This window comes from Embleya sp. NBC_00896, from assembly GCF_045207785.1.
Lineage (GTDB): Bacteria > Actinomycetota > Actinomycetes > Streptomycetales > Streptomycetaceae > Embleya.
In genome coordinates this window covers 7,383,489-7,405,279 of sequence record NZ_CP108776.1, presented here as the reverse complement: position 1 = coordinate 7,405,279, position 21,791 = coordinate 7,383,489, and the positions used below count along the sequence as shown (strand labels likewise).

Sequence of the window (21,791 nt, the reverse complement as noted above, 5' to 3'; positions counted from 1 at the left end):
AAGCTGCGCGGCTTGCGAGTGAGTACGCCGCGTTGCGGCGGCCGGATGGCGCGTTGCGCCATCAAGTGAAGGACAGCCGCTTCGCGGCTGTCGGAGTCCGCGTTGCGGACTCCCGGGGTCCCGCTGCGCGGGACCCCGACGCCACCCGCTTCGCGGGTGCCTGGTGGGCCGCTGCGCGGCCAGCTGGCAAGTGGGTCCGGGCGTTGGCTTGTTGGTGGAGTCGACTTTGACGTAGGCGAGTTGCCGAAGTGGGCTTCCGTATACGGGGGTGACGTCTCTTGTCTTTCCCTCGCTGGTGCGACGGAGCCCGGTGCCGGGTCCACCTCACCGCCACGGCCTCCCTCGGCGGCCGAATCCTCCGGGCGCGTCACCGTTCGAGACATCTCGAATCCAACATTCAGACACGTTCGTACGGAAGACAGGGACTAGCGGTGACTCAATTCTTCCACAGGTAAGATTAGACATGTAGCGGGCACCCCGGCAGGTACTCCGGAACCGAATGGAGAAGGTCCATGCGTAATTCCACACCACGGCTTCGACCGCATCAGGTCGAGGCCGTCGACGCCGCCGTGCGAGGCCTGGAAGGCCCTGTGGGGCCCGGAGGAAACCGCGGGCTCCTCGTCTCCGCCACCGGGACCGGCAAGACCCTCATCGCCGCCGAGACCGCCAGATGCCTCGCCCCCACCGGCGGCACCCTCGTCCTGGTCCCCACCCTCGACCTCCTCACCCAGACCGTCACCGCCTGGCGCACCCTCGGACACGACGAACCCATGCTCGCCATCTGCTCCCTCGAAGGCGACACCGCACTCGGCGCAGCGGGCGTGCGCGCCACCACCAGCGGACCCAGCCTCGCCCTGTGGGCCCAACAACACGCCCGGTACACCGTGTTCAGCACCTACGCGTCTCTCGGCGCCATCATCCACGCCCACACCGGGCCCTACGGAATCCCCGCCCTACCGGCTTGGACCCTCATCCTCAGCGACGAAGCCCACAGAGCCGCCGGCCACATCGACAAGACCTGGACCGACGTCCACGACAACACACTCGTCCCGGCGCAGCGGCGGTTGTACATGACCGCCACACCCCGCATCTACGAACCCTTCAAAGGCCGGCGCAGGCGGCGGCGTGGCGAGCGGCGGCGCGGTGGCGCCGGGCGTCCGGGTGGTCAGGAGGCGCTCTTCGAGGCGGGACACGTGCCCAGGGCCCCGAGCCTCGGTCTCGGGGCGGGAGACCACACCGAACCTCACACCCGACCTCACATCGAGCTCCCGCCGATCCCCGACGATATCGATCCGGAAATCGATTCGGAAGACGAGTATTTCTCGCCGGAACTGCAAACGGAAATGATCTACGAAACCGGTGAAATGTCCGCTTTCGCTGACGGTGCGTCAGATGACGACGGCGACGGCGATACGTCGCAGACCCGGGGATCGCGACGCTCGCGCGTCCCCGCACTGCCCGAGGAACTCGCCGTGTCCATGGACGCGATCGAGATCTACGGGCCGCGTTTGTTTCAGCTCGGGCTCGCCGAAAGTGTGCAGCGCGGTCTGCTCGCGAGGTTCGTGGTGCTGGTGGCCGACATCAGGGACAAGGAACTCAACCAGGCCCGGCGCGACGCGCGAAAGGCCCTCGACGACGAGAGCCCGAACGCGCCGAAGCTGGTCGAGGCCTGGCGCGGCAAACGCCTCGCCGCGTTGCAGACCGCGCTCCTCAAGACCGCGCGCGAGAACAACCTGCGCACCGTCATCACGTTCCACCACCGCGTCGCCGAAGCCAAAGCCTTCGCCCTCGGACTGCCCGACGTCGGCCGACGGCTGCGCGCCGAACTCCCGGACCAGGCGCCCGCGGACGTGCGGGCCCAATGGCTGCATGGCGATCACCCGGCCGAGCATCGGCGGCGAGTTCTCGGCCGGTTCGCCGAACCCGGCACACCGGGCGACCTGTCCGTGGTCTCGAACGTGCGGATCCTCGGCGAGGGGATCGACTGTCCCGCCGTCGACGCCGTAGCCATTTTCGACGAAATGTCAAGTATTGTGAGTATCACTCAGGCCCTGGGTAGGGCTCTGCGGCAGCAACCGGGGCAGGGCAAGGTCGCCGGCATCGTCGTCCCCGTCTTCCTCGACGACCACGAACACCCCGACGACATGCTCCTGTCGGATGGCCATCGCTACTTGGTGACGGTGCTCGAGGCCCTGAGGGCCCACGCCCCCGAGCTCGTCGAAGCCCTCGCCGTCCCCCAGGCCACCGCACACGGCGCAGCCAGGGCGGTCGTCGAGGACGAACCCGACGACGACGCGGACAGCGCGGCCGACGGCGGTACAGCGGAAGCCGGCGCAGCGGCGGGCGGCGCGGGGGCCGCCGAGGGCGTGGGAGGGGTCGTGGGAGGGGTCGTGGAGGGCGCGGCCGGGCCGGTGGGTCCGGATGTGCCGGGCGGCCCGGGCGGGGGCGTGGAGGCGGAGACACGGCCGTTCCTGCGGTTCTCCAGCCCACGGGACCCCGCGATCGTCGCCGACTTCGTGCGGCTACGGGTCATCGACCCCGACGAACGCGACTGGAACCGCGCGGCTACCTCGCCGCACGCCGCTTCCTCCGCGACGCGGGGCCACCTCAGAATTCCGCTCGATACACGCGACGAGCACGACCACGACTACCCGGTCGGGCAATGGGCGGCAGTACAACGGAGGGAGTACGCCGCCGGGCGGCTCGACGCCGGCCGCGTCCGCAAACTCGTCATGCTCGGCATGGTCTGGTCACACCCCGACGCCGCCTTCGACGACGGACTCGCCGTCGCACGACGGTATGTCGAACGCGTCGGACACCTCGCCGCGCCACCGGGAGCCGTCCAGGACGGCATCCGCGTCGGCCAATGGCTCGCCAACCAGCGACGTGCCGGGGTTCTCGACGCGCACCCCGAACGCCGCCGGGCCCTGGAGGAGTTGGACCCGTGGTGGCAGCCCGACGGGTGGACCATCGCCTGGCAGCGGGCCGCCAACGAAGTACGCCTGCACCTCGCCCGCGGCGGAGCCCTCGAGGAGCTGACACCCGGACACGTCGCCGGCGGCCAGGACATCGGCAGATGGGCGCAGCGGCACCGGCGAGCAGCCGTGCGGGCACGGCTGGGGCCCGGACAACTCGAACAGCTCGACGCACTCGGCATCCGCCCCGAACACGACGGCGGCGCAGCGGACGGCGACGTGGCGGTGGCTGCGGGCGTCGATGTCGGCGGGTCTGCGGCCGACCGCGACGGGGCGCGGGCGCGCAGGCGCGGTCGGGGCGCGTGGGAGACGGCGTTTGCGGCGGCCGTCGCCTACCGCGAACGCGAAGGCGATCTCGAAGTTCCCCGCGCACACGTGGAGACCGTGGCGACACAGACGGCGACCGGACTCGGTGGTGGCGCGGGCAAGGGTGGCGGTGCCGTCGAGGTCCGGCTCGGCAAGTGGGTCAACAACCAACGCACTCGGCGCGGATCGCTGACCGAGGAACGGGTGCGGCTGCTCACCGAACTCGGCATGCGGTGGTGAGGGGCGGTGTCGGCCGGGGGGGGTCGTGTTTGGCGGGTGTGAGGTTCGGAGTGAGGTCGGGGGATGTCGGTGGGGGGTGTTTCGGGTCGCTCCGGTCGGGGGTGAGACGACGTGGTCGTTCATGGGCCGGGTCGCCGGGTGTTACGGGGTGGACGCCGATGCCCTGGCGGGGCACTGGGGGTGGCTCAACCACCGTCCCCGGCACCGGGGTGGAGGGCTGCGGGCGGACGCGGAGGTGGTCCTGGACGCGGCGGGGCGGCGGGTGTTGGTGGAGTTGTGTGGGGTCGGGGAGGAGGTGCTCGGGCGGGCGTTGCCGTCCTGGGGCCGGGAAGAGGACGAGGTTGCCGGGTGGGGCACGGCGGGGATGCCGCAGGGGATGTGGCGGGTGGGCGGCGCCGTGGTGGGCCCGGTGGCGTTCGGGTGTCGATTGTGTGCGGCGCGGCGTACCGGCGGGCCGGTGCGGGTGGTTCGCTACGCGGCGCGGTGGGAGCGGGTGTGCGTGCGGCACGGGCGGTGGGGTTTGGACGCGGACGCGGGTGGGGTTCCGGAACACCTGGACTTGCGTGAGGTGCCGGAGGTGGTGGCGGCGCGGCGGCGGTGGGCGGGTGTGGCGCGGCGGGCGGCGCGGGCGGGGGTGGGTCCCGGGAAGGTGTTCGGGGTCGCGTGGGCGGTGGTGTGCCGGTGGTGGGAGTCGGCGTTGCACTGGGAGCGGGAGGAGGTCTGGCCGCAGCGGCTGCACGCGGTCGCGGGCGGGGACGCCGGGGGTGATTTCGGGTGGTGGCGGGTGGTGGGGCGGGACGCGGTCGTCTTCCCGGAGGTGGTCGCGGTGGCGGACGCGTTGCTGGATCCGGGCATGGTGGAGCGGTTGTGGCGCGACAGTGGTGCCGGGCGGCCTCGGATGTTGCGGGTGGACGGGGCGTTTTGCCGTGAACTCGGGGAGCGGGTCAGGCGGGCGTGGTTGGGGTCGGTGGTCGTGGTCGAGGACGGCGGGCCCTTGATCGCGTGGATGGGCGCCGTCGTCCGCCGTCGGCGTGGGGGCGCGGGTGCGGGTGGGGGTTGGGGGTGGGTGGACGATCCGTGGCGGGTGCGGCAGGAGGATCGGCCGGCGACCGCGGCCGCGCTGTTGCGGTCTCCGGGCAGGGAGCGGAAGGCGGGCGGTTCGGGGACGCTGTGGCGCACGATGGTGCCGGCGGAGGAACGCATGCTGATCGACGAGCTCGTGGGGGAAGCGGAGGAGCAGCTGCTCCCGTTGCGCGGGGCGCAGACCGGCAGCACCGCGGACGCGGCCCGGCACCTGCTGGGGAACCTCTCCTGGGGTGTCGAATTCCTCGAGCGGGCTTTGTGGCGGACCGCTGTCGCGGCGTTGAACGCCGGGGTGCCCGTGCAGGACGTCGCCGGCTGGGCCGGGTTGTCGGCCGCGGAGTTGACGGATGTGCTCACGGCCGGCCGGGACGAGAACGACGAATAGGCGCGTGGCCGGCCCGGGTCGGGTCGGACCGAGGTGGTCGGCGCGTAGGGGCGGGGGCGGACCTGTTGCGGCGCAGCGGTTATCACGGGCTCGGTGTGTGCGTGGGGTGTTCGTGCGGGGGTGCGCTCGTTCGGGTGGTGGTGGGGTTCTCTGTCTTTCTGAGGATTTCTCGCGTACTTGACTACGGGCATGGATGAGCGGTTCGCGGTGGGCGGGGCGGGGGTTCGGACCCCGGCGGTTGCGGAAGTGGCCGGTGTCGAGGCGGAGTTCGTCGACGCGGTGGGGGGCGTGGTGCAGCGGCCGTGGGTGGAGGCGGCGGGGTCGACGCGGTTCGAGGAGTTGGCGCCGGTGTCGGCGTTTGCGGTGGTGCCGGGGCGGCGGTGGGGGCCGGGCTGGTGGTGGTCGGCGACCACCGGCGGCCATGTGGTGCACGGGTCGGCCGTGATGCGTGATCGGTTGATGTTCTTGGATCGGGATCCGCGGGTGGTCGGGTTGGCGGGGCGGCCGGTGCGGTTGGTGTGGCGCGACGCGGCGGACGGGCGGGTGCGGTCGTGGGTCCCGCAGGTGTTCGCCCGGTACGCGGACGGCACCGCGCTGCTGGCCGACTGCCCGGGTTCGCCCGGTGCGGGTGGGGTGCGGGCGTTGCGGGCCGGTGGGGGTGGTCGCGGCGGCGTGCGAGGCGGTCGGCTGGTCGTATCGGCGGCTCGAGCCACCGGACCCGGTTCTCGTGGCGAACGTGCGGTGGCTGGCCGGATACCGGCATCCCCGTCATCGGGGCTCGCCCGCCGTGGAGGCGGCCGGTGATGGACGCGTTCGCCCGGGCGCGGCCGTTGATCGAGGGTGTGCGGGCGGTGGGTGATCCGATCGTGGTGTGGCCGGTGGTCTTTCACGCGTTGTGGTCGGGGCGGTTGTCGGTGGTGTTGTCGCGGCCGTTGCACGAGCGGGTGCCGGCCTGGGCGGGACCGGGGGTCGAGGCGGTGGTCGGCGCGGCGGCCGAGGGTGGGGTGTCGTGGTGAGCGGCGGGGGTCGGCGGCCGGTGGTCGCGGTGGGCGCGCATGTGGTGTTCGAGGGGCGTTCGTGGCAGGTGGTCGCTCTGGAGGGTCCGGTGGTGCGGCTGGTGGACGAGCGGGGTGTGGTCGGGTCGATGCTGGTCGGGTACCTGTGCGCGGCCCCGGACTTCGCGCTGGTGGGTGCGGCGCCTGTGGCGGGGGTGCCGCGGTGGGGGCTGTTCCAGACGGTGCCGTTGCGAGAGCGCGAGCGGGCGCTCGCGTGGCAGCGGCACATCCACGAGATCGAGTGCGGGTTGCCGGACGGCCCGGGCGGTGTGGGGGTGGCGCGTGCGCAGTACGGCCCGGGTCGGTCCATGGCGGAGCGGGAGCGGGCCAAGGTCGAGGAGATGCGGGCGTCGGGGTGGGCGGTGAGTGTGGCGACGGTGCAGCGGATGCGCGGCCGGTATCGGCGGCAGGGCCTGTGGGGGCTGGTCGACAAGCGCGCCACGCGCGGCGCGAGTGCGACCGGGCGCAGCGACGAGCGGGTGGTGGTGGCCGTGTTGGAGGCGTTGCGGCGGCAGCGGGGGCGGTCGAAGGGGACGGTGGAGGGGTTGCGGCGGTTGGCCGGGGAGATCCTGGACCGGGCGCATGGGCCGGGTGTGGTGGCCTTGCCGTCGCGGGCGACGTTCTATCGGTTGGTGAACGCTTTGGCCGATCCGGCGGAGTTGCCGGGGCGGCCGGCGCGGACCGCGAGCGCGACGACGCCGCCGTTCGCTCCCGTGGGTGCGTCGCGGCCGGGTGAGCAGGTCCAGGTCGACAGCACCCGCTTGGACGTGATGGCCGTTTTGGACGACGGGCGGTTGGGGCGGCCGGAGTTGACGATCGCGGTGGACGTGGCGACGCGGAGCGTCGTGGCGGCGGTGTTGCGGCCGGAGGGGACCAAGGCGGTCGACGCCGCTTTGTTGCTCGCGGAGATGGTGGTGCCGCATCCGATGCGCCCGCACTGGCCCGAGGCGTTGGAGCTGTCGCGGGCGAGCGTGCCGTATGAGCGGCTGGCGACGGTGGATGGGCGGTTGGAGGGCGCGGCGGCGCGGCCGGTGATCGTGCCGGAGACGATCGTGGTCGACCGGGGCAGGGTGTTCGTGTCCGAGGCGTTCCTGGCGGCGTGCGAGACGTTGGGGGTGAGCGTGCAGCCCGCCCCGCCGCGCAGGCCCGCGGCGAAAGGGGTGGTGGAGCGGACGTTCGGCGCGATCAACACGCTGTTCTGCCAACACGTGGCCGGGTACACCGGGTCGAACACGACCCGGCGCGGACAGGGTGTGGAGGACGAGGCGTGTTGGACGGTGCCGCAGTTGCAGGACCTGCTCGACGAATGGATCACCGTCGGGTGGCAGGGCCGGCCCCACGAGGGGCTGCGGCATCCGATGATGGCCAGGGCGGCGCTGACGCCGAACGAGATGTGGGGCGCCCTGGTGGGGGCGTGCGGGTATGTGCCGGTGCCGCTCACGGGGCGGGACTATGTGGAATTGCTGCCGGTGCGGTGGCATCGGGTCACCGACCGCGGGATCCGCATCGACCACCGCACCTACGACCATCCGGTCCTGGGGGCGTGTCGGGGACGGTCCTCGGGAGTGACCGCGCGGCAGGGCAGGTGGGAGGTGCACCACAATCCCCACGACGGCCGCCAGGTGTGGGTGCGCCTGCCCGGCGGGGAGTTCGCCGAGGCCGTGGATCCACCGCTGTGTGAACGCGCCGTTCGAGGTCCACGCGTGGAGGCACGTGAGGGAGAGCGTCACCCGACGCGGGGACCGTGAGCGGCACGAAGCCGACCTCGCCGGCGCCCTCGCGGCGCTCCTGCGCGAGGTCCGCCCCGCCGTGGGGCCCGCCCGCGGCGGGAGCCGAAGAAGTCGTGGACGCGAGGACACCGCGGCGGGTCGGGCGGTTCCCGGGGCGCGCCGCGTCGTGGAGCAGGCGGGCACCGGGCACGACGGGCATGCCGCGAACTCGGAGGGGGTCGCGGGATTCGTCTTCCCGGGACGCGTACCGGGCGCGGCGGCGCACGACGGTGCCGGTGTTGGTGTGGAGAGTCTGGACGACCTCGACGGCGGCGGCGAGTTCCTCGACGAGGACACGGACTCCGAGTCGAAGTCGGGTGGGGCGTCCGGCGGAGCGGGCGGGTTCGGGTTGTACGACGCGCACGCCGAGGCCGAGTTGTGGTGACCGGCGCGGAGGCGGCGGAGGGCCGGTGGCCGTCGCCCGTGACGTGGGACGGGTTCCGGGACTTCGTCGAACGGCCGCCTGTCACACCGCCCGAAGCGGGCGAGGCCGGGCGTGGGGTGGAGGAGCGTTTGGCGTATCACTCGCGGTTCGCCGTCGTGCGCACCCCGACGATCGACGCGATCTCGCGGACGGTGCGCACCCTGATGATCCTGGGCCGCCACCAGGAGACGGGCGCGCGGCCGTGTGATCGTCACCGGGCCGCCGACCACGGGCAAGACCACCGCGCTGTTGCAGGTGGGTCGGGCATGCCACCTCGCCGAGGCCGCCCGACGCGGCGGAAGGGCGTTGGAGGGGTGGGTGCCGGTGGCGTACGTCCTGGTCCCGCCCGGTGCCAGCGCGAAGGCCCTTTCCACCGAGTTCGCGCGCTTCCTCGGGGTTCCGGTGACCGCGAGGGCGACCCAGGCGCAGATTGTCGACGCGGTGTGCCACACCTACCGCGAGGCGGGGGTGAGGTTGGTCGCGATCGACGAGATCCACCGCCTCAACCCACGCACCACGACGGGGGCGGAGGCCGTCGATTTGTTGAAGGATCTGACCGAACGCATCGGCGCGACGTTCGTGTTCGCGGGCATCGACGTGGTCGCCACACCGTTGTTCGGGGGTGTGCGCGGGGCGCAACTCGCCGGGCGCGCCACGGTCGTCGACTGCGGGCCCGTCCCCCTCGGCGGCGGGGGCGGGCGGACGCCGTTCCGTGACCTGGTCGCGGCGATGGAAGCCTGTCTGGACCTGCGGGCACACCGCGCGGGGACACTCCCTCGCGCGGCGTCGTATCTCCACGCCCGCACCGGCGGACGCATCGGCAGCCTCGCCCGCCTGCTCCGCCAGGCCGCGATCGCAGCGATCCTCGACGGCACCGAGAAAATCACCAAACCGGCCTCGAGGGGATCGTGCTGGACCACACCGCCGAGGACCACTACCGCCCCCGCGTCACCGGACGCACCCGCACCGGTGGCCGCACACGGCGACACGACACGTGAAGGCGACCGGGACCGGCCCGCTCCCGGGAGCAGGGTCGGGGTCGGGAGCACTTGCAACACACGATGGCGCGAACCCTCGGGGCCCGGCTGCCGAACCCGCGTTGTGGGGCCGGACCGACACGCGACCGGGCGCGTTCCGTGTGGCTCCCCTGCCTTACGAGTCCACCGCCTCCTGGCTCGGTCGCGTCGCGGCGACGTATCGGCAGAGCGTGCCCGAGTTGCTGGACGGCATCGGCATCACCACCACGGGCGCGCGAGGCGCCGACGACACCGACACGACCGAGATCCACCTCGACGACGCGGCACGACACCGACTCGCCGTCTTCGCCCGAGTCCCCCACCACCACCTTGCGCGGGCGCTCCCCCACCTCGAACGGCCCCGGGACGCGAACCCGGCCCGAACACCGGACGCCGTCGGGGCAACCGGGGCGGGCAGCGCCGCGTGGTATCGCCCCGACCCGTACGAACAACCCTCGTGGGCGTGCCCGTGGTGCCCCCTGCGCCACACCGCAGGCGCCACCGCACGCGCACGGATGTACCTGCCTGCCCATCGGGTGTGGTGCTCGCGGCATTCGTGTTGGAGCACCCGTGGGCTCCGACCGCGGCTCCTGGACACCCGCGGCCTGCCCGAACTCGCCCACACACACCGGGAACACCGCAGGCTCCTGCGCCGGCCGAACGCGAACACCGCCTACACGTGGGCACAGGCCATCGTCACCCGCTGGTACGACCACCGGCTGTATCTCACCGGCCGGTGGAAGGCGCGAGGGCGCCGCCTGGCCGCCTTCAACCCCGACCACACGACCACGCAAGGCAGTTCCTGGGAACTCACCGCCCGGCCCGTGATCGTCCATCCCGAAACGGTCGTCCTCGCCCGCGTCCTCGCTCGTACGCGCCTACCGGCGACACCCCGGCCCGACCGGCACCCGGCCGTGACCACATTCCTCGAACACACCGCCCACACACTCGGACTCGCACGCCTGGCACCCGGACCCGACGACCTTTTGCGGTCCTGGATCCGCCACCACACCCGACCCTGAAAACCCCGGGCTGCGGGCCGATCCCCCGGGACCACCCGAGAAGAACCGCCAAACGCTGCCGCCTACGGCATTCCCATCCGAACCGCACAAAATCTCAGTGCATCCCACAACACCCGCGAAACCCAACGGAAGTGAGAAAACCCCAGCTCACAACCCCGCCCGAGCCCACCCGAACACCCCACCCGCACCCCGAAAACCACGCCCACCAACCCCACGCCCGGAACAACCATCCCAATACAACTGCGAAACCCCCGGCCCACACACCCCACACCACCCCACAACCAACGACCACTCACACTCGGACTCACACGCCTGGCCCCCGGACCCGACGACCTTTTGCGGTCCTGGATCCGCCACCACACCCGACCCTGAAAACCCCGCCCCGGGCCGAGCCCCGGGACCACCCGCAAGACAAGGCCGGCAACCGCCGCCTATGGCATTCCCATCCGAACCGCACAAAATCTCAATGCATCCCACAACACCCGCGAAACCCAATACAAGTGCGAAAACCCCAGCTCACAACCCCGCCCGAGCCCACCCGAACACCCCACCCGCACCCCGAAAACCACGCCCACCAACCCCACGCCCGGAACAACCATCCCAATACAACTGCGAAACCCCCGGCCCACACACCCCACACCACCCCACAACCAACGACCACTCACAAGTCCAGCATCGGGGGAGTCGAGCGCGGGACCGAGACGGTGCCGCGAACTACTGCCGAGAATCGCCAACCGCAACTGGTCCGGCAAGCCATGCGCGTACGGCCCCTCCGTGAGCATGCGGCGGCGCAGCACCGGGTCGGCATCCGGGTGCAGGTAGACGTCCCCCAGCAGTTCGGTCTCCACCGAGTCGGCCAACGCGGCCAACACGTCGCGGCGGGACGACCGCGCGGCCGGTGCGTCGTGGAGTGCCGCACGCCGGTCCGCCGTCCCGCCGTGCTCGGCGACCCAGCGTACGATCCCCTCCCGCAACGGCCCCCACTCCGGAAGCCCCCAGGCCAGCGGTGCCCGCCGCCGTTTCCCGGGCCGCTGCTCGAACAGTCGTACGGCCTCCTCGACTTCGAGGCAGGCCAGCAGATTGGGCAACACATCGACTCTGTTCACGAACTCGCTCCGGGCAGCGGATACCAGACAACCCCGCCATCCTGCGGGATCCCCACCCGCACACCAACCCCGTTTCGCGAGCCGCGGTGCGGTCGGTGTTCGTGAGCGTTCCCTGTCGTCTCCGCTGTTCGACGTGCTCGTCAGACCCCCGCGCGGGCACGTAGCGAGCGGCGTCCATGCGCCGCGCCTGGGAAGCCGGCAGCGGGCTGTCTGAAAAGACCCGAAAGACCCATTAGAAGGGTGTCCATGAAGAAGCCCCAGAGGCTCAGTGCCGGCTTCGGTGTCGTCGCGCTGTCCTTGGTCGTCACTTTGCTGCCGAGCCACGCGTCGGCAGCCGGTGACCCTGTGCCCGAACCGGTCCTGACCGACGCGGATATCCAGGCGATGGACCCCGAGGCGCAGAATCAGTACCTCGCCCCACTGCGCGATCTGGCGGACGCGGTCGCCACCGTCGGCGCGTCCAGCGAGAAGGGCAGTTACGCCGGCGTACGCATCGAGGGCGGCACGCGCTCCGTCACGCTGTACCTCACCGACACAGGCCGCAAGTCGGCCGTCGTGGACGCAGCCCGGAAGCTCGACCCGGCCATCGACCCGGCGTTCCTCCGCGTCAAGCAGGCTGCCCACACCCGCGGCGAGTTGGAGGCCGCACGCGGTCGGCTGACCGATGCCACACGGCGGTTGGGTATCACCATTACCGGCATCGCCGCTCCGCAAGACGGCAGCGGGCTTCGTGTGGACGCGCCAGACCCCGACGCGGTGCGCCGCGCTCTCGCCATGGTGCCGGCCAGCAGGACTGCGTCGGCACTGGACGAGGCCGGCGTCCCGGTCGAGACCGCGCAGGAGGACGCCCTCGTCGCGACCTCCCGGGCGCGGGACACCGCACCGTGGATGGCGGGCGCGAAACTGACCAACAACTACGGCGCCTCGTGCACATCAGGCCTGCCCACCGTGCGCATTTCGGACGGACGGCCGTTCCTGGTGACCGCAGCCCACTGCTTCTCCAACGGAAACAGCGTGTACACCGGTTCGCAGAACGGCGGCCGCAACTACGTCGGCCAGGTGACCGCGCGTGCCAACCATGTCGATGCCATCGCCATCGATACCAAGGCCACCGGTCGCACCTGGTCCTGGGAGTGGGACGGCCCGCAGAATAGCAACAAGGCGTACAAGGTGACCAGCGTAAGGAATTCGACCGAGCGCGATCCGGCCGTCTGCCACGACGGCTACACCAGCGGTGTCGTATGCGGCATCAAGGTCAAGGACGCGGACTACATGTGGTGGATGGACGACGACCTGGTCTTCGGTGTCAAGGGGGAGCGGTCGGCGGGAACGTCGGCGCGCCCCGGGGACAGCGGGGGCCTGGTCTTCGCAATCAGCGGGAGCACCACGCGCCAGGCGCGCGGCATCGTCAGCGCCGTGGGGCTTAGCAACGACCGCATCATGGTGTGGCCCGAGGCGCCCGAGATCCTCTACAACTTCGGCCTGAGGATGGCACCGACCAGCTGACGTCTACCCGGGCCCGGGCAGACGGCGGTGTTCGTCCGCCCGGGCCCGGGCTTCGGCTCGTTCGAGATCGGCGCCGGCCCGGCCCAGTCCGGCGCGAAATCCGGAACGACCCCACCGGGACTATTCGGTGCCGTCCGCCGGCAGGCGTTCGGGCAGGCCGAGTCGGGGAAACCGGTCGTCGTGGAACGTGACGATCTCGGCGATCGCCCCGTCGGTGACGCGCAGGACGTCGATCGTCACCGGCAGGTACGCGTCCTCCCCCTTCTGCCAGAGGTAGAACGCGACGGCGGGCTGCCGGTTCACGGAGGTGGGGACGGCGCGCGGGCCCTTCATGCCTTCGAACCCGCCCTCGACCCAATCGTTCACCACCGCGTCGCGGCCGACGTGCAGGCCCGGCGTGGGCGGCATCGAGCAGCGGACGTCGTTCCGCAGCATCGAGGCCGGCGTCGGGACGTCCGTGGCCACGCCGGCGTCGGCGTAGCGGCGCACCAGATCGCGCGTCCCGGCGTCCTGTTCGCCGCCGGTCCAGTCCTGGCGTTCGGCGGGCAGGTGCTCCCGCAGGCCGGCGCGGGCCCGCTGCAGCGCGCTGTTCACGGAGTTGACGGAATCCCCGAGGAGGTCGGCGACCTCCTTCGCCGACCAGCCGAGCACGTCCCGCAGGATCAGCACGGCCCGCGGACGCGGAGCCAGGTGCTGGACGGCGACCAGGTACGCCGGCTCGATCGTCTCCCGCGCGACGGCGCTGGTCTCCGGATCATCCGCGTCGCGCGCGGGCAACTCGTCGAGCAGCCGGTCCGGGTAGGGCTGCAGCCACAGCACCTCGCCGCCGGGCGGGGGCGCCGGGCGGGACTTGGCGAGCAGGTCCAGGCAGGCATTGGTGGCGATCCGGTACAGCCACGCCCGGAACGTCGAACCCCTCGAAGGTCTCCCGCCGCCGCCAGGCGCGCAGAGACGTCTCCTGCACGGTATCCGCGGCGTCCTCGAACGACCCGATCATCCGGTAGCAGTGCACGTGCAGCTCCCGCCGGTAACGCTCCGCCAACCCCGAGAACTCCGCCTCGTCGACCTCGCCCAGACCACCCACGCCCAGCATCTCCAGCAGCCGCCTGTCCGCACTCATCACGTCATCCTTCCGCCGCAGCATGTCCCTTCGTAGGTGTGACGGACGCAGACACCAAAAATCATCACCGCGGTCGTTCGCACGAGCTCCACGGCGACAATCCCGACTGACAGGGAAGCCGATGGCGGTGGGCGGCGCCGGCAGCCGTCGTGGCAGCCCACGGTCCTCGCCGAGCAGGGTGAGAGCGGAAAAGCCGCCGGCTCGTCGAGCGCCCGGTCGAGGTCCTCGCCGACGCCCTGGCCGATGAGTTTTTCGAACGTCGGGTCCCGGCCGCCGAGAGGGCGCGGATGCCTTCGACGTGGGCCCGGATGCGGGCCTGGACCACACCGAGGAAATCGCTCCCGTCGCCGGACCAGCCGTAAGCGTCGAGGAACAGGGGCAGCTGACGCGGCCGGGCGGCGAAGTCGGTGGACCCCTCGGCCTCGACCACCTGCCGGGCGGGCAGCGGCACCCAGCCGAATGTCGCGAACGCCAGGTCCCCTCCGGTGTGACGGGCCCGGCGAGGTCCCAGTCGAAGGTTCCGACGAGTCGGCCTTGAAGCCAGGCGGCGTTGTAGGGGGCGGCGTCGTTGTGCCCGACGACCAGGCCCGGCGCCGAGGTTCCGGAGTTCCGCCAGACGGCGTCGGTCGGTGGGACGAAGTCGGAAACGGCCTCATAGTAGGCGCGCATCCAGCGCCCGACCTGGACCAGTGTGTGGTCCGCATGGGTCGATGTGGGCCACGGCTTGTGTAAGCCGACGGTCTCACCGGGCAGGAGGCCGAGCACTTCCCGCCCCCGTGAGTCGAACCCGAGCGCCCGGGGAGCACCGTCGAATCCTCATGCGGCCTGCAGTTGCATGGCGGACTGGGTGACCGCGCTGGCCGGCAGTGTGGCGGGCGGCTTGTTCGTCGTCCGCGGCGCCAGGCGGCAGGCCGACGCCGCCGTCACCGCCGCTCTCACCCAGGTTCGGGGCCAACTCGCCGTCATGGGAGCGACGTTGCGCGACCAGGCCGCCCACGCCTGGGGCGCCCGTCCTGCGTCCTACACCGCCTCCACGCAAGACGCTTGGACCACCGCAGCGAACGCCGTCCACCAAGCCGTGAACGTCGTCGCCTCGAAGATCCCGACCCCGTCTCCACCGCGGCCGAGAACCTCGCCACCACGGGCGCGGTCACCGGCCCCTACTCCCAGGCGTACGACCGGTCGTTCCTCACCACCGCCCGCACCGCCCTACGACCGCCCCGACCGATGCCTGCGCTCGAAGCCCGCACCGCGCGGGCTTTGCACTGCTCAGAAAGCGGGTCCTGTTGGCCTGATCGCCAACGGAGTTCCAGAGCGACGTCGGGCTCACAACTCGCTTCCTGGACCCCATGGATCGGTGGGAGACTCGGCTCATGCAGCGATTCTCCGCGAACCCCGACAGTTTGAACGGCCCGGTCACGCTCGTTGACGAGCAAGGGATCCGCTGGGTGCTCCACCGCAAGCGCCTGGACGTGCGCGTCGTCCGTCGGCTCGTCAAGGACCATGCCACGCCGGTCATATGGGGGGACATGGGTGGCATCAGTCCCCGGATCGTGCCAGAGGCTGAACGCCCCGCGCTCTGGGGTCGGATCAAAGGTGAGTACCTGGGCCCGGGCGGAACGGGGTCGATGGGCCGCTACCTGGCGCATGAGTTCCGAGCCGAGGCGGGGCGCCGCATGCTCTACGTCGAAGACCACTGCTGACCGCGCAACGTGCCGCCATAGCGCTGACGGAGGGTCACGAACCACAAAACCGATGCTGTTGGTGATCTTCTGTGGGTCAGTGATTCTGGGGAATCGCGAGCTTGTCGCAGAGTCGCTGGAAACGGCTGGGAGCTCTGGCTGTTCGGGTGGGCATCGTGCCTGGTGGTAGGCATCCACCGAGCTGGGCGATGTTGGTGCCGGCGGCGAGAACGTGTTGCACATGGGTCTTGGCAATGCCGCGGTAGCGCAGTTGCGCATCCCGTGGGCCCGGACGGTCTCGGAGACGGTCGCCTCGCAGCCGGCCCGCATCGCGTACTGCCGCCGCCATTCCGGGGTCTGCTGTTCACGGCGGGCTCGGCACTGGATCTCGTGCAGCGGCTGGGGCATCAGGGTCAGATGTCGCCCACGGCCGTCGGTGTTGCCGGTGCACCGGAGGCGGTCTTCGCAGGCCCGGCAGGCGGCTTTGGGGAACAGGACGGAGAGGCGCGGCTGTTGATCCCCGAGGGTTGGGCTTCCAAGGCGAGCTGGTGATCCCACGCGGGCAGGTCGCGGTGCGGTTGTCCCAGTCGAGGGTGAAATCCTCCTTGGCGAAGCCTGGTCGCTCGGCAGCGTGCGGATCGACCCGGACCGGCCCGGTCAGGTCGATGCCGTGCGTTGCGGCTGCGTACCGGATCGTCTCCGCGCTGACGTAGCCGGCATCGACCAGGTGCTCGTGCGGGGCCAATCGACAAGCGACGAGAGCCGCATGGATGCCGTCGAGCGCTTCGATGTCCTGTTCCGGAGCGGGCGCCGTGGCGACGTGCACGATCACCTTCGGCCCGCCCGTGTCGCAGGTCTCGGTCAGGTGGACGCGGTAGCCGACCCACGCGGCCTTGCCGGCATTGTGGCAGAACCGGGGCCTCGCGATCGTGCGGCGTGACGAGTGCCATCGTCGACCAGGGCACCTGCGCCGATGCCGGGTCGGGTGAGCCGTCGGCGGCCGGGACGGACGCGGCCCGGCGAGGCCGGTCCCGGCGACTGGCCCGGTCCTTCGTGTCCTTCGGGCCTCGCCAACGCAGCCGGCCGGCTGCGTCGTACCAGAACTGCTGCACCCAAACCTGCCGCAGGGCCTGCATCGATGGCAGGGTCCGCAGCCTCGGCGGGGCGTCCGGCGCGCTCTGACCAGTCCGGCCGCCACCAGGCGCTCCACGAATACGGCCAACAGCCGGTCGGCACGATCGCCTTCCGCGACACGGTTCCGGAACTCGGACAGTACCAAGTGGTCGAACCCGGGATCGTCCAACTCCAAGCCCAGCGCGTACTTCCAGTCAACCCTGCAACGAACCGACTCGGCCGCCTGGCGGTCCGTCAGGTTCTCGGCGAACTGCAACACCGAGACCAGCGCCGGGCGCACGGGCGAAATCCCGCGTCGTCCGTCCGACGGATACCAGTCCGCGAAGTCCTCGTCCGTGAACAACTCGAAGGCGGTCCCGAACCCACATCGCCGTGGTGCCCCCGGGTTGGAGGCCCGCGCAACTTCCAACGTCCGCACCGGGATCCCGGCCCCCGAATTGGAACCCATCGACATGGCCACTCCCCTGGTAGCGGCTCACCCCTTCCCAACCAAGCAGCCCACACGCGAACAGTCAGCCTGGCGAACGAAAGCGAATACCCGGCAAAATCACCAACAGCATCCAAAACCGAGGCAGAACCGTAACTCGTGAACAAAGCCATTCCCCCTTGCGGCGCGCGTGCACGCGGTGTCGGTGGATCGGACGGGAGCGTTCACCCGGCTTGTGGCAGGTCGGTGCGGCATCGAGACCCGGCCGCGGGATCCCCGCACACCCGCACCACCGCGGTGACCCCGCGTCGCCCCCACGTACGCGCTCGCGGCGGCGTCATCGACATCCCGGCCCGTCCTCGAAGACGATCCGGGCGTCGAGCGCCGCCGCGGTGCTTCCACCGACGGCCACGTCTCCCGCACCCAACCCCGCACCGCGTCCTCGTCCCGCTCCACCGCCCGCCGGACCGGCTGTTGACACGACCAGCCGGCCCGACGCGGCAACTCCCAGACCCCGTGGATCGAGTACGTCACCCCGAAACGGCGCCGGATCACCGCCTTCACCCGCATCAGGGTCCAACGTTGATCCTGCCAACCATGGGATCTCGGACCTCTGTCCAACTCCCCTTCCAGTGCGGCTATTTGCGACGGATCCAACCTGGGCACAGACGCGGGACCGCTCGATCGCAGGCCCTCGACACCCGCCGCGCGCCAGGCACGACGCCACCGTTCCACCGACCGACGCGCCACCCGTAACTCCGACGCGATCACCGCGTTCGACTCCCCACGCTCGCACCGCTCGGCGGCGTCCAACCGCAACCGCTCCCGAGCCGCGCGTTCCCTTGGGAGTCGACCCACCACCCTGCGGATACCACATGTCCACGGCATAGCGCAGGGATCTTCAACCGTCCACGACATCACGACGAAGACTTCAGTGGTAGTACTCCACATCGGGTTGGACGGCAGCGGGGGGCTCGGCGAACAGCCCGTCGGCCGCTGTGACTTCGCCGCCCGGGGAGCAGGCGGACGACGGCCGATGTGACTGGGACTCCGGCATTCCCTGTCACATCGGCGAATCGACATACGAGCGCGCACCGAACCCCGGCCCTCCAAGGAGTCCCCATAACCGCAACGTCCTTCTCCGCCGCCCGGGCATCAGCGCGTACCGGGCCGCTCCGGAGAGGACACCGACGGCGGGGTCGCCTGCGGCGACTGGTCCCAACCCTTCTGCAACCCCGAGGCGATCGGCGGCGTGGTCGGTTCCAGCCGGCGCCATGCCGCTCCCAGCCTTGCGAAATCGCATCCACTCTGCATGGGAGCATGATGAAAGCTCGACGAGTACTCGGCACTGCGGCGGCGGCCCTTGCCTTGGCCATCGCCACACCCGCCTACGCCAGTGCCAACACCGACACCGACACCGCGACGGTGGACGCGGCGGGTACCGCCTCTCTGCGGACATGGCATTTCATGGCGACCGATGACGGCGACCCCGGCGGGCAGATTTCCTTTCGGGCCGACGGGGATGTCGTCGTGGTGGCCGATGTGGAATCCGACGGGTGGGCCGCCGAGGGCGGCGTGTACCAGTTCATCAACGGAGACACCGTCGGCAGTCTGGTCTACACGCTGCGAGACGGGGGCAACGACGGTGTGGCTGCCGTAAAGCGCGCCGGCGACGGTGGGAAGTACAACCTCGTCGAGGGCCGCACTTATTGGTTCAAGATCTGCTTGGACAAGGCCGGCACAACACCCAAGTACTGCGACTGGGCCGCGTGGACCAACCGGAACTGACGTGACATTCGTCATGTGGGTGAAGCCGTAGGCACTTGCCGTCGCGGCCCGCAGGCGAATCGCCTCAGCGTGGCCCGGCGGCGCCCGCGACGACATTGCCTTGATCGTCGTCCGCCTATGAACCCCCGCAGTGAGCGGGGGGTGTGTTCGCATTCCGACGGCAATGGAACAATCCGACAACCGAAAAGTAAGTTCATGCATTTGGGTGTGAGATCACCCGAGATGCGGGTCCGGGGGGCGCGGGTATCACTCACACTCAGGGCGTCTGCGCGACCACCGACCGGGCGGGTCGAGCATGAGCGGCAGACACGGCGGGCAACACCCTGCGCGGACAGCGGTCGTCGAACACACCAGGCGGGGGCGACGGCGTCGCCGCGCCAAGCGTTCGCGTACTCCGCTGATCGTGGTGTTGGCGGTGGCGGCCGTCGCGGGCGGCCTGGCGGCGACCCGATTCTCCGGCGATGATCGGAAGACGTCGACGGCTCAATTGGCGGTAGACGCCTCGGCCGCATCCACCGTGCCTGCCGCGAGCCCCAGTTCCATGCCGCGTACCGCGAGCCCCAGTTCCATGCCGCGTCCGGGGAAGGTCGTCGAGAAGCTGACGGTCCGTCTGCCGGCGACCCGGGGCAACGTGTCGATAGCGTTCCTCGATCCGTTGAGCGGACGGATGTTGTCGGCCGGCGACGACCACGAGTACGTCACGGCCAGCATCGTGAAGGTGGACATACTGGCCACCCTCTTGCTGCGCGCGCAGGACGAGAAGCGACCCCTGACGGCGGACGAGAAGGCCAAGGCATCGGTGATGATCCGGGCCAGCGACAACGCCGCGACCTGGGCGCTGTGGGACGCGATCGGCAAGGCGGACGGCCTCTCCGTGGCCAATGCCCGGCTCGGCCTGGTCGAGACGGTGGCGACACCCGTGTCCTGGGGCCTGACCCGCACGACGCCGGCCGACCAGCTGCGCCTGCTTGACGCGGTCACTTCGAAGGAGTCGGTGTTGAGCGTCGCGTCCCGCTCGTATCTCCTGGAGTTGATGAACTCGGTGCGGGCGGATCAGGCGTGGGGGGTCTCGGTGGTGGCCGATTCCGGCAAGGACACCGCGCTCAAAAACGGCTGGCTGCCCCGCGACGCAACGGGCCTGTGGGTCGTGAACAGCGTGGGCCGGGTGGTGCACAAGGGACGCACACTGCTGGTCGCCGTGCTGTCGGACGACCAGGTCTCGATGCCGGTGGGGATAGACCTGATAGAGGAGGTCGTCGAGGCGGCGATTCCGGCCGCGACCAGAGCGCTGGGCTGACGCCGGGCGGCCCCGGGACGATGTACTCGGGAGAGCCGGCCGGGGATCGTCCACGAGGCCGTCGGCGCATCGCTCGGCAGGCCGGCTCCGTCTCGACGACCTCGGGTCGCGGCCCCAACCAGACATGGTGCGGCCCCCGGAAGATACGCCCGTCTATGCGATCGGCTGGGTCGAGCCGATACGGCCAGGACGCGTCTGTTCGAGCGAGCGCGGCCCTCGGTCGGCGAGATCCAGATCAAAGTCGACGCCGCCGAGCGCGTCGTCGCCCGCGCAGAAAAGCGCCTGGCCGCCGAGGTTGCCGCTCATCAGGCACGTTTGGACGACCATGCCTCGCGGCGACAGGCGGACACGACGGCGGGTCGCCGCGGGGCCAACGGCCGGCCGCCGGTGCCGCTGGAGTCCAAGACGGTCATCGTCCGGCAACGCGCCCGATTGGTACGGGCATCGGCGCATCTGGCACTCGTACGCGACCCCCGACCGGCGCCGTCATCCGCAGCCCATGCGTCGCTCAACGACCCCGACTCCCGCCTGATGCCGGGCAAACACGGCGGCTACGTCCAGGGCTACAACGTGCAGATCGCGTGCGCGCGTCGACAGGTGCTGCCGGCGATCGAAATACACGACAATCCTGCCGACATGACCGCTCCGGTCCCGATGGTGCGGCAGGCACAGCGCAACTGCCGGGCCGCCGGCGTTGTCGATGACGTGCACGTCTGGCTCGCGGACAACGGCTACGCGTCGGCCGCGAACTTCGACGCGCTCACCGAATTGCCGCTGCTCGTCGCGGTGACCGGCGGCGCACCACAAGTCATCGCCCAGCCGGATGTCACCTCGATCAGCGCAGCGCATCGTCCCATGGCCGACAGGCCGGCCACACCCGAAGGCCGCCGCCTCTACAAGCACCGAGCCGCGCTGGTGGAGCCCGGCTTCGCCCAGTTGTTTCAGCGATTCGGGCGCGACCTCCACTACCGCGGGCGCGACGGTGTGGACACCGAGGTCAAGCTCCTGGGCCTTGTCCACAACCTGAACAAACTGTTCCGGCACGCGGCGATTCCAACGTCTTGACAACTACACCGGTGAAGCTGTGCGACAGCCTCTCGCCCAGCCCGCCGGCACACCCAAACCCGGAAAACCCGGCCCAGGACGCCCTCCCGGTTCCAGGAACCTTCGACCCGCACCCCGCTACGACGTCGGAAAGACCGTCAAACGCGAGCGCACCCTCACCGCCCACCACGAACGCACAGGATAAAGACCAAGCTAAACGGCTATGACCCTGCTTCCGCTCCCGCCGAATCGACCCGACCCGACCGAGGACGACGACGCGCCGACGGTCGGGCAACGCGCGGCGCTGGAAGCCGCGCGGGCGGCCGGCGAGCGCGCCGCGGCATGGTTGCGGGACCTCGCCCGGCTCAAAGGGAACGTTCGGCTTTCAAGCCCAGGCCCTTGTTCTGTTGGG

At 70.7% G+C, this 21,791-nt stretch carries 16 protein-coding genes and 5 pseudogenes; 14 read left to right on the top strand and 7 right to left on the bottom strand.

The window, feature by feature from the left end; all coding sequences use genetic code 11:
• The first annotated feature begins 512 nt into the window (after positions 1 to 512).
• The 9 genes and pseudogenes from OG928_RS33130 (at position 513) to OG928_RS33090 (ending at position 12,887) form a co-directional block, all read left to right on the top strand.
• Positions 513 to 3,521, top strand: a complete 3,009-nt coding sequence (locus tag OG928_RS33130; RefSeq protein ID WP_406290687.1) for a Helicase associated domain protein — start codon at positions 513 to 515, stop codon at positions 3,519 to 3,521.
• Positions 3,522 to 3,669: 148 nt separating this feature from the next.
• Entirely contained in the window at positions 3,670 to 4,989 is a 1,320-nt protein-coding gene (locus OG928_RS33125; RefSeq protein WP_406290685.1) for a DNA-binding protein, read from the top strand.
• Positions 4,990 to 5,178: 189 nt separating this feature from the next.
• Positions 5,179 to 5,793, top strand: coding sequence for a TnsA-like heteromeric transposase endonuclease subunit (locus tag OG928_RS33120; protein WP_406290683.1), 615 nt, complete (start codon positions 5,179 to 5,181; stop codon positions 5,791 to 5,793).
• Positions 5,793 to 6,005 carry a hypothetical protein gene (locus OG928_RS33115; protein WP_406290680.1) on the top strand — a complete coding sequence of 71 codons (213 nt, stop codon included), beginning with the start codon at positions 5,793 to 5,795 and terminating at the stop codon, positions 6,003 to 6,005. The genes OG928_RS33120 and OG928_RS33115 overlap by 1 nt, the downstream gene beginning before the upstream one ends.
• Positions 6,002 to 7,792: a transposase gene (locus OG928_RS33110; RefSeq protein ID WP_406290678.1), complete on the top strand. Its 1,791-nt coding sequence runs from the start codon at positions 6,002 to 6,004 to the stop codon at positions 7,790 to 7,792. The genes OG928_RS33115 and OG928_RS33110 overlap by 4 nt, the downstream gene beginning before the upstream one ends.
• Positions 7,758 to 8,198: a hypothetical protein gene (locus OG928_RS33105; RefSeq protein ID WP_406290676.1), complete on the top strand. Its 441-nt coding sequence runs from the start codon at positions 7,758 to 7,760 to the stop codon at positions 8,196 to 8,198. Before OG928_RS33110 ends, OG928_RS33105 begins: the two co-directional genes overlap by 35 nt.
• 243 nt (positions 8,199 to 8,441) lie before the next feature.
• Positions 8,442 to 8,777, top strand: a pseudogene (locus tag OG928_RS33100) (AAA family ATPase); the annotation flags it as partial.
• A 598-nt stretch (positions 8,778 to 9,375) separates the two neighbouring features.
• Positions 9,376 to 10,275, top strand: coding sequence for a TniQ family protein (locus OG928_RS33095; protein ID WP_406277177.1), 900 nt, complete (start codon positions 9,376 to 9,378; stop codon positions 10,273 to 10,275).
• 1,352 nt (positions 10,276 to 11,627) lie between these two features.
• On the top strand, positions 11,628 to 12,887 hold the full coding sequence (locus OG928_RS33090) for a hypothetical protein (protein ID WP_406290674.1): 1,260 nt from the start codon (positions 11,628 to 11,630) through the stop codon (positions 12,885 to 12,887).
• Between the two features lie 120 nt (positions 12,888 to 13,007).
• Here OG928_RS33090 and OG928_RS33085 read toward each other — a convergent pair whose 3' ends face one another.
• On the bottom strand, positions 13,008 to 13,748 hold the full coding sequence (locus OG928_RS33085; RefSeq protein ID WP_406291326.1) for a sigma factor-like helix-turn-helix DNA-binding protein: 741 nt from the start codon (positions 13,746 to 13,748) through the stop codon (positions 13,008 to 13,010).
• A 42-nt stretch (positions 13,749 to 13,790) separates the two neighbouring features.
• Positions 13,791 to 13,884, bottom strand: a pseudogene (locus OG928_RS33080) (hypothetical protein); the annotation flags it as partial.
• A gap of 1,496 nt (positions 13,885 to 15,380) precedes the next feature.
• Here OG928_RS33080 and OG928_RS33075 point away from each other — a divergent pair.
• Positions 15,381 to 15,710, top strand: coding sequence for a hypothetical protein (locus OG928_RS33075; protein WP_406290672.1), 330 nt, complete (start codon positions 15,381 to 15,383; stop codon positions 15,708 to 15,710).
• 297 nt (positions 15,711 to 16,007) lie between these two features.
• Here OG928_RS33075 and OG928_RS33070 read toward each other — a convergent pair.
• The 3 genes and pseudogenes from OG928_RS33070 to OG928_RS33060 all read right to left on the bottom strand — a co-directional run.
• Positions 16,008 to 16,247 (bottom strand): annotated as a pseudogene (locus OG928_RS33070) (transposase); the annotation flags it as partial.
• 673 nt (positions 16,248 to 16,920) lie between these two features.
• Positions 16,921 to 17,271, bottom strand: a pseudogene (locus OG928_RS33065) (transposase); the annotation flags it as partial.
• A 99-nt stretch (positions 17,272 to 17,370) separates the two neighbouring features.
• Complete coding sequence (locus OG928_RS33060) at positions 17,371 to 18,138, bottom strand: winged helix-turn-helix domain-containing protein (RefSeq protein ID WP_406290670.1); 768 nt, start codon at positions 18,136 to 18,138, stop codon at positions 17,371 to 17,373.
• 432 nt (positions 18,139 to 18,570) lie between these two features.
• Between OG928_RS33060 and OG928_RS33055 the strand changes: the two genes are divergently transcribed.
• On the top strand, positions 18,571 to 19,038 hold the full coding sequence (locus OG928_RS33055) for a hypothetical protein (RefSeq protein WP_406290667.1): 468 nt from the start codon (positions 18,571 to 18,573) through the stop codon (positions 19,036 to 19,038).
• Between the two features lie 483 nt (positions 19,039 to 19,521).
• On the opposite strand, the gene OG928_RS33050 is transcribed toward OG928_RS33055, so the two are convergent.
• The gene (locus tag OG928_RS33050) at positions 19,522 to 19,764 is read right to left on the bottom strand and encodes a hypothetical protein (protein WP_406290665.1); all 243 of its coding nucleotides are present in this window, start codon (positions 19,762 to 19,764) and stop codon (positions 19,522 to 19,524) included.
• Here OG928_RS33050 and OG928_RS33045 point away from each other — a divergent pair.
• On the top strand, positions 19,757 to 20,335 hold the full coding sequence (locus OG928_RS33045; protein ID WP_406290663.1) for a serine hydrolase: 579 nt from the start codon (positions 19,757 to 19,759) through the stop codon (positions 20,333 to 20,335). The genes OG928_RS33050 and OG928_RS33045 overlap by 8 nt on opposite strands.
• 153 nt (positions 20,336 to 20,488) lie before the next feature.
• Here OG928_RS33045 and OG928_RS33040 read toward each other — a convergent pair whose 3' ends face one another.
• Complete coding sequence (locus OG928_RS33040) at positions 20,489 to 20,641, bottom strand: hypothetical protein (protein ID WP_406290661.1); 153 nt, start codon at positions 20,639 to 20,641, stop codon at positions 20,489 to 20,491.
• A 9-nt stretch (positions 20,642 to 20,650) separates the two neighbouring features.
• On the opposite strand from OG928_RS33040, the gene OG928_RS33035 reads away from it, so the two are divergent.
• Both OG928_RS33035 and OG928_RS33030 read left to right on the top strand, forming a co-directional pair.
• Complete coding sequence (locus OG928_RS33035; protein ID WP_406290657.1) at positions 20,651 to 21,400, top strand: transposase; 750 nt, start codon at positions 20,651 to 20,653, stop codon at positions 21,398 to 21,400.
• Between the two features lie 31 nt (positions 21,401 to 21,431).
• Positions 21,432 to 21,584: pseudogene (locus OG928_RS33030) on the top strand (transposase); the annotation flags it as partial.
• Between the last annotated feature and the right edge of the window lie 207 nt (positions 21,585 to 21,791).

Coding starts and splice junctions, on each gene's coding strand:
- OG928_RS33040 (WP_406290661.1), bottom strand. CDS start 20,641: ATGAGCGGCAACCTCGGCGGCCAGGCGCTTTTCTGCGCGGGCGACGAC.
- OG928_RS33075 (WP_406290672.1), top strand. CDS start 15,381: ATGCAGCGATTCTCCGCGAACCCCGACAGTTTGAACGGCCCGGTCACG.
- OG928_RS33120 (WP_406290683.1), top strand. CDS start 5,179: ATGGATGAGCGGTTCGCGGTGGGCGGGGCGGGGGTTCGGACCCCGGCG.
- OG928_RS33055 (WP_406290667.1), top strand. CDS start 18,571: ATGATGAAAGCTCGACGAGTACTCGGCACTGCGGCGGCGGCCCTTGCC.
- OG928_RS33050 (WP_406290665.1), bottom strand. CDS start 19,764: ATGTCCACCTTCACGATGCTGGCCGTGACGTACTCGTGGTCGTCGCCG.
- OG928_RS33130 (WP_406290687.1), top strand. CDS start 513: ATGCGTAATTCCACACCACGGCTTCGACCGCATCAGGTCGAGGCCGTC.
- OG928_RS33090 (WP_406290674.1), top strand. CDS start 11,628: ATGAAGAAGCCCCAGAGGCTCAGTGCCGGCTTCGGTGTCGTCGCGCTG.
- OG928_RS33115 (WP_406290680.1), top strand. CDS start 5,793: ATGGACGCGTTCGCCCGGGCGCGGCCGTTGATCGAGGGTGTGCGGGCG.
- OG928_RS33060 (WP_406290670.1), bottom strand. CDS start 18,138: ATGCCGTGGACATGTGGTATCCGCAGGGTGGTGGGTCGACTCCCAAGG.